This is a genomic window from Streptomyces hainanensis, from assembly GCF_004348415.1.
In the GTDB taxonomy this organism is placed as follows: domain Bacteria; phylum Actinomycetota; class Actinomycetes; order Streptomycetales; family Streptomycetaceae; genus Streptomyces; species Streptomyces hainanensis.
The window spans coordinates 1-6,829 of the sequence record NZ_SMKI01000421.1 but is presented as its reverse complement, the minus strand read 5'-3'; the positions used below and the strand labels follow the sequence as shown (position 1 = coordinate 6,829).

The following is a 6,829-nucleotide window of genomic DNA, read 5'->3' as shown; positions in this document are numbered from 1 at the left end:
GGGGTGGGGGCGGCAGCTAGGCGCCGCCCGGAGGGCGCCCGCGATCCGGTCCGCACGGGCCGCTCCTACGGGTGAGCCGCTACCGCCGTCCGGGCGATCGGCGGGCCGGGGCTCGGGGCCGTCGGCGCGCGGGTGCCCTAGACGGTCGGGTATGAGACGAGCGCACCCCCGGCGGCCCGGGGCCCGGGGCAGGTGAGCCGATGACCGACGGCGAGACGGGCCGGCGCGGCGCGGCCGCGGGCGGCCGCCGGTGGCGGCCGAGCTGGCCCGGGTGGCCGGCCAGGCACACCGGCGGGCTGCGCGGCCGGCGTCGGCGGCCGCGCCGGCACGGGCTGCGGCGGCTGCTGCCCACCTGGCGGATGGTGTTCGCCGGCGCCACGCTCGGCGTGCTCGGCGGCTCCGGGTCGTTGGCGGCCGCCTATCTGCTGGTGGACATTCCCGAGCCCAAGTCGGCGGCCGCCGCCGAGGCGAACGTCTACCGCTACGCGGACGGTTCGCAGCTCGCGGTGGCCGGCGAGGTGAACCGGGAGAGCGTGTCGCTGTCCGAGGTGCCGAGGACGGTGCGGAACGCGGTACTGGCCGCCGAGGACCGGAACTTCTACCACGACCCGGCCGTCGACGTCACGGCGATGGTGCGGGCGGCCTGGAACATGGTGCGCGGCGGGGACAAGCAGTCCGGATCGACCATCACCCAGCAGTATGTGAAGAACTACTACCTGGACCAGCGGCAGACCGTCAGCCGCAAGGTCAAGGAGCTGATCATCGCGGTGAAGCTCGGGCGCGAGGTCAGCAAGGACGACATCCTGGAGGGCTACCTCAACACCAGCTACTTCGGGCGCAACGCCTACGGCATCCAGGCCGCCGCCCACGCCTACTACGACAAGGACGTCGACGAGCTCGGCACCGCCGAGGGCGCCTACCTGGCCGCGCTGCTCAACGCGCCGAGCGCCTACGACGTCCGGGTCAACCCGGACAACGAGCCGCGCGCGGTGGCCCGTTGGGAGTACGTGCTGGACGGCATGGTCTCCGAGGGGTGGCTCGACGAGCGGCGGCGGGACGGGATGGAGTTCCCCGAGCCGCGCGAGGTCACGCCGGCCGACAGCCTCTCCGGCGAGCGCGGCTACCTGGTGGAGGCGGTGAAGCAGTACCTGGAGGAGGCCGGCGTCGCCGACGAGAGCCAACTGGCCGATGGCGGCTACCGGATCACCACCACGATCGAGCCCGAGCGGCAGCGCGCCCTCACCCGCGCGGTGAACGAGCGGCTGCTCGACGGGCTCGCGGCCGACGAGCCGCCCGACTCGTACGTCCGGGCGGGCGCCACCTCGGTGGACGTGGAGTCCGGCCGGGTGGTCGCGATGTACGGCGGCCGGGACTACACCGAGCAGTACGTCAACAACGCGACCCGGCGCGACTACCAGGCGGCGTCCACGTTCAAGCCGATCGTCTACACGGCGGCGCTGGAACACGAGTCGGAGACCGCGGACGGCGAACGGATCGGCCCCGACACCGAGTACGAGGGTGACAGCGGCCGCGAGGTGATCGGCCGCGGCGGCGAGGGCAGCGGCTGGGCGCCGGAGAACGAGGGCGGCGAGGACTTCGACACGCTCTCCGTCACCGACGCCATGGACCGGTCCGTCAACGCGGTGTTCGCGCAGATGGGCGCCGACGTCGGGCCCAAGCGGGTGCGCGAGACGGCGGTCGGGCTCGGCATCCCCGAGACCACCCCGGGGCTCGACGGCGCCCAGGGCTCGATCTCGCTCGGCACCGCGACCCCCAGCACCCTGGACGTGGCCGAGGCGTACGCGACGCTGGCCGCGCACGGCATGCACCGGGACGCCACGCTGGTCACCGAGGTCACCAGGAACGGCGAGAAGGTCGAACTGCCGGAGCAGCGCGTGGAGCGCGCCGTCTCCCGGGAGGCCGCGGACGGCACCACGGCGGTGCTGGCCGGCGTGGTCCGCGCGGGCACCGGCCGGGCCGCCGCCGAGTCGGGCCGGCAGGCCGCCGGCAAGACGGGCACCGCGGAGGAGGACCGGGCCGCCTGGTTCGCCGGCTACACGCCGGAACTGGCCACCGTGGTCGCGGTGTTCGGGCAGGACCCCGAGTCCGGCGAGCAGCGAAGGCTGTACGGCGCCGCGGGCATGGAGCGGATCAACGGCGGCGGGTTCCCGGCCGAGATCTGGGCGCAGTACACCCGGGAGGCACTGGAGGGCACGCGGGAGCGGCGGTTCGAGCTGGAGGGGAGCGACATCGCGCCGGACGAACCGGCGGACGAACCCTCGTCCGAGGAACGGGACGAGACCGAGGAGCCGGCCGAGTCGGAGGGACCGGCCGAACCTCGGGAGCCGGAACGGACGGGCCCCGCGGAGCCGGGCGGTGGAACCGGCACGCCGGGCGGCGGCGAGTCCCCGGTGGAGACCGAGGGGCCGGCCGGGACGCCGGATCCCGGCGGCGACGGCGGTGGCACGGGCAGCCCGGACGAGGCGCCGGGCCGGTCGCCGGCGGCGATGCTCCCGACGGGCTCCTACCTCGTACGGGTGCCGGTCGTCGGGGTGGTGGGGTTCGGCTAGGTCCTGTCCGGGCGGTCTTCGGGGAGGGCTACAGGTAGAGCCCGGTGGAGTCCTCGGTTCCCTGGAGGCGCTCGGCGGCGACGGCGTGCAGGTCGCGCTCGCGCATCAACAGGTAGGAGACGCCGCGGACCTCGACCTCGGCCCGCTCCTCCGGGTCGTACAGCACCCGGTCGCCCGGCTCCACGGTCCGCACGTTCTGCCCGACGGCGACGACCTCGGCCCAGTCGAGGCGGCGGCCGACCTGGGCCGTCGCGGGGATGACGATGCCGCCGAGGGAACGGCGCTCGCCCTCGGCGGAGTCGGCGCGGACCAGCACCCGGTCGTGCAGCATCCGGATGGGCAGCTTGTCGTGGGACGGCGCGGAAGAACTCACGTGATGACCGTATCTCAGGTCTGTGAAGCCGGAACTACCGGCGTCGGCGGCGGGCGGAGACCACCAGCAGGCCCACCGCGGCGACCGTCAGCAGCGCCACCGGCACCAGGCGGTCGAGCCGTGGGCCGCCGTTCTCCGAGACGACCTGCGAACGCACGCCGGTGACGGTGCGGTTGACGGCTTCGAGGGCCCGTCCGGTGGTGCGGTCCACGCTGGCGGCGGCCCGCGCCCGCACGTCGCCGACGATGGTGCTCGGGTGGACGCGGGTACCGATCTCGTCCAACGCCCTGGCGAGGTTCTCCCGCCGCCGCGCGATGCGCGCCTCGATCTCCGCCGGCGTCGCGGGTGTCCCGGCTGCCTCGCTCACGCTGCCGCCCCTTCCTCATGGTCCGCTTGCTGGGCACAGTGTGTCAGCTCCGCCTGGACCGTGCCTGTCGGTCCCCCCGTTTAGGCTGGGTGGCGTACCAGCTCGCCACCGCGTCCGGCGAGCTCCGAGAAGTTCCGAGGGAGCCGCCATGAGCACGCGTCTGCAGCCGGGAGACCCGGCGCCGGCCTTCACCCTGCCCGACGCCGACGGCCGCCCGGTGTCGCTGGCCGACCACGCGGGCCGCAAGGTCATCGTCTACTTCTACCCCGCGGCCCTCACCCCCGGCTGCACCAAGCAGGCGTGCGACTTCACGGACAACCTGGAGCTGCTCGCCACCGCCGGCTACGACGTGATCGGGGTCTCCCCCGACAAGCCGGAGAAGCTGGCGAAGTTCCGGGAGCGGGAGAACCTTCGGATCACGCTGGTCAGCGACCCTGACAAGGCGGTGCTGACCGCCTATGGTGCCTTCGGCGAGAAGAAGCTGTACGGCAAGACGGTCACCGGCGTCATCCGCTCCACCGTCATCGTGGACGAGGACGGCAAGGTGGATCGGGCCCTCTACAACGTCAAGGCCACCGGCCACGTCGCCAAGATCATCAAGGACCTCGCTCTCTGAGCGCCTCCGAGCACCCCCGAGTACCTCTGAGCACCATCTAAGGAGTCGTCGACGTGGCAGAACGCAAGCCGATCGAGTCGTGGCTGACGGATATGGACGGGGTGCTGATCCACGAGGGCGTCCCGGTGCCCGGCGCGGAGCGGTTCCTCACCCGGCTGAAGGAGTCCGGGCTCCCGTTCCTGGTGCTGACCAACAACTCGATCTACACCCGGCGGGACCTCCAGGCCCGGCTGGCCAGGATGGGCCTCGACGTGCCGGTGGAGGCCATCTGGACCTCGGCGTTGGCCACGGCGCAGTTCCTCGACGACCAGCGGCCGGGCGGCACGGCCTATGTGATCGGCGAGGCCGGGCTGACGACGGCGCTGCACGACGTGGGCTATGTGCTGACCGACGTCGCCCCCGACTACGTGGTGCTCGGCGAGACCAGGACCTACAGCTTCGAGTCGCTGACCAAGGCGATCCGGCTGATCAACGACGGCGCCCGGTTCATCGCCACCAACCCGGACCACACCGGACCCTCCACGGAGGGCGCGCTCCCGGCCACCGGCTCGGTGGCGGCGCTGATCACCAAGGCCACCGGCCGCGACCCGTACTTCGTGGGCAAGCCCAACCCGCTGATGATGCGCACGGGCCTCAACATGATCGGCGCGCACTCGGAGACCAGCGCGATGATCGGCGACCGGATGGACACGGACGTGCTGGCCGGTCTCGAGGCGGGCATGCAGACGTTCCTGGTGCTGACCGGGCTGACGAGGGTGGACGAGATCGACCGCTTCCCGTTCCGCCCCTCGGCCGTGGTGGACTCGATCGCGGATCTCGTCGACCGGATCTGACCGACCGTCCGCGGTCGCCCCCCGTCTGGGCGTGCTGCGGATGCGGCGGAGCGCGTGGCGGGAGACCTTCGTGGTACCGACCCGGAGGTTCCTGCCATGGGCATCGCCACTCCCCTGAAGTTCACCCTGTGTGCGGCCACCGTGACGCTGGCGGCCACCGGGCTCGTCCGCGCGCCGGATCCCGAACCGCCGGCCACCGGCGCCGAGCTGAAGGTGTGGCCGGCCGACGCCCGCCCGGGCGACGAGGTGGAGCTGCGGGTCAGCGGCTGTGGGGCCGGCGCCGCGGAGGCCAGCTCCGAGGGCTTCGTCGCGGAGGCGACGCTCGCGGCGGCGCCCGGCGGCGAGCTCTTCGGCGAGGCCCGGGTCAGATCGACGTTGGAGCCGGGCGGCTACCCGGTCGAGGTGATGTGCGACGGAGCGCCGGTCGCCGGCCGGCTGACCGTCGTCACCGACGGCCAGCCGGCCGGACAGCCGCTGCCGAGCGCCTCCGGCCGACCCGAACCCGGCGAACGGCCGGAACACCCCGAGCGGCCGGAGTCACCGGAGCTTCCGGAACCCGGCGGACAGCACGAGCGGCCCGAGAGCCCCGGCCACGGCGAACGGCCGGAACACCCCGGCCGGCCCAGCGCCCCGGTCGGCGCGGGCGGCGGCGGCACCGCGGGCGAACCGGCCCCGGCCGGCGCCACGACGGGGCCCGCCGGTCTCGCCCTCGCCACCGGCGGACTGCTGGCCGCCGGCGCGGTGTTCGCGGTGCGCCGGCTGCGCCGCGGGGCGAGGTGACGCACGGCGGGAGCCGGCTGTTCCCGGTGCTCACCTGGACGCTGGTGCTGCTCGGCATCTGGCTGTGGGCCAGGGAGGTCACCGACGGCGGGCTGCCGGGCCGCGTGGGACTCCCCTGGGCGACGGCCGACGAGGGCCGGGAGATGCCGCCGGCCGCCCGGCCGCTCTCCGGCTCCGCGCCGCCGCGTTCCGTGGAGATCGAGACGCTCGGCGTCCGGGCCGACATCGTGGAACGCGGCGTGGACGCGGCCGGCGGGGTCGAGCCGCCGCCGATGAGCAGCCCCGACCTCGTCGGCTGGTACGGCGGCGGGCCGACGCCCGGCGCCGCCGGCTCCTCGGTGCTCGTCGGGCACGTGGACACCGAGCGGGAGCCCGCCGTCTTCTACGCGCTGAGCACGCTGGAGCCGGGCGCCGAGGTGCGGGTGGAGCGCGCCGACGGCGCCGTCGCCGAGTTCACGGTGCGCGGCGTGGACGTGGTGGAGCGCGAGGAGTTCGACGCGGAGCGGGTCTACGGCGCGTCGGGCCCCGCCTCGGGCTCCGGCCAGCGGGACGCCGAGCTGCGGCTGATCACCTGCGGCGGCACCTTCGACCGGGAGCGGCAGAGCTACTCGGCGAACGTGGTGGTCTCCGCCTACCTCACCGGGACGACGACGTCGGCATAGCCGCGATCTCGGCGGCCAGGGCCCGGAAGGCCAGGCCGCGGTGGCTGATGGCGTTCTTCTCCGCCGGGCTCAGCTCGGCGCAGGTCCTGGTGTCGCCGTCCGGCTGGAGGATCGGGTCGTAGCCGAAGCCTCCGGCACCGGCCGGGGCGTGCCGCAGGGTGCCGCGCAGTCGGCCCTCGGTCACCCGCTCGGTGCCGTCCGGCAGCACGAGGGCCGCGGCGCAGGCGAAGTGCGCGCCCCGGTGCGGGTCGGAGACGTCGGCGAGTTGGGCGAGGAGCAGTTCCAGGTTGGCCCGGTCGTCGCCGTGCCGGCCGGCCCACCGCGCGGAGAAGATCCCGGGCGCGCCGCCGAGGACGTCGACACAGAGCCCGGAGTCGTCGGCGACGGCGGGCAGCCGGGTCGCCGCCGCGAGGGCACGAGCCTTGAGCAGCGCGTTCTCGGCGAAGGTGACGCCGGTCTCCTTGACGTCCCCGACCTCCGGGAAGGCGTCGGCGCCGACGAGCTCCGCCGTGATGCCGGCGTCCGCGAGGATGCTGCGCAGCTCGGTGACCTTGTGGGCGTTGCGGGTGGCGAGGACGAGACGGTGCATGCCGGCATTATGTCGGCCGGGGGTTCTCCCCCACCCACC

Annotated in this window: 8 protein-coding genes; 5 read left to right on the top strand and 3 right to left on the bottom strand. The window is 74.2% G+C overall.

Going from position 1 to position 6,829, the window contains the following annotated elements:
* The first annotated feature begins 200 nt into the window (after nt 1-200).
* Nucleotides 201-2,570 (top strand): transglycosylase domain-containing protein, encoded by a 2,370-nt coding sequence (locus E1283_RS28905; protein ID WP_132821119.1) that lies wholly within the window; start codon nt 201-203, stop codon nt 2,568-2,570.
* Between the two features lie 28 nt (nt 2,571-2,598).
* On the opposite strand, the gene E1283_RS28900 is transcribed toward E1283_RS28905, so the two are convergent.
* On the bottom strand, nt 2,599-2,901 hold the full coding sequence (locus E1283_RS28900; RefSeq protein ID WP_132821121.1) for a GroES family chaperonin: 303 nt from the start codon (nt 2,899-2,901) through the stop codon (nt 2,599-2,601).
* A 76-nt stretch (nt 2,902-2,977) separates the two neighbouring features.
* Nucleotides 2,978-3,310, bottom strand: a complete 333-nt coding sequence (locus E1283_RS28895; protein WP_132821118.1) for a DUF3618 domain-containing protein — start codon at nt 3,308-3,310, stop codon at nt 2,978-2,980.
* Between the two features lie 148 nt (nt 3,311-3,458).
* Between E1283_RS28895 and bcp the strand changes: the two genes are divergently transcribed.
* From bcp to E1283_RS28875, 4 genes are all read left to right on the top strand, one after another.
* A complete protein-coding gene (gene bcp, locus E1283_RS28890; protein ID WP_132821117.1) occupies nt 3,459-3,926 on the top strand; it encodes a thioredoxin-dependent thiol peroxidase in 468 nt (155 codons plus the stop codon).
* 53 nt (nt 3,927-3,979) lie between these two features.
* Nucleotides 3,980-4,759: an HAD-IIA family hydrolase gene (locus E1283_RS28885; protein ID WP_132821116.1), complete on the top strand. Its 780-nt coding sequence runs from the start codon at nt 3,980-3,982 to the stop codon at nt 4,757-4,759.
* 96 nt (nt 4,760-4,855) lie between these two features.
* Nucleotides 4,856-5,539: a hypothetical protein gene (locus E1283_RS28880; protein ID WP_132821115.1), complete on the top strand. Its 684-nt coding sequence runs from the start codon at nt 4,856-4,858 to the stop codon at nt 5,537-5,539.
* A complete protein-coding gene (locus E1283_RS28875; RefSeq protein ID WP_165956284.1) occupies nt 5,536-6,201 on the top strand; it encodes a class F sortase in 666 nt (221 codons plus the stop codon). The genes E1283_RS28880 and E1283_RS28875 overlap by 4 nt, the downstream gene beginning before the upstream one ends.
* On the opposite strand, the gene rdgB is transcribed toward E1283_RS28875, so the two are convergent.
* On the bottom strand, nt 6,176-6,790 hold the full coding sequence (gene rdgB / locus E1283_RS28870) for an RdgB/HAM1 family non-canonical purine NTP pyrophosphatase (RefSeq protein WP_132821114.1): 615 nt from the start codon (nt 6,788-6,790) through the stop codon (nt 6,176-6,178). The two genes, E1283_RS28875 and rdgB, sit on opposite strands and share 26 nt — an antisense overlap.
* Nucleotides 6,791-6,829 lie beyond the last annotated feature (39 nt).

Excerpts from the sequence above, each read along its gene's own strand:
- E1283_RS28905 (WP_132821119.1), top strand. The coding sequence starts at position 201 with ATGACCGACGGCGAGACGGGCCGGCGCGGCGCGGCCGCGGGCGGCCGC.
- E1283_RS28900 (WP_132821121.1), bottom strand. The coding sequence starts at position 2,901 with ATGCTGCACGACCGGGTGCTGGTCCGCGCCGACTCCGCCGAGGGCGAG.
- bcp (WP_132821117.1), top strand. The coding sequence starts at position 3,459 with ATGAGCACGCGTCTGCAGCCGGGAGACCCGGCGCCGGCCTTCACCCTG.
- E1283_RS28880 (WP_132821115.1), top strand. The coding sequence starts at position 4,856 with ATGGGCATCGCCACTCCCCTGAAGTTCACCCTGTGTGCGGCCACCGTG.
- rdgB (WP_132821114.1), bottom strand. The coding sequence starts at position 6,790 with ATGCACCGTCTCGTCCTCGCCACCCGCAACGCCCACAAGGTCACCGAG.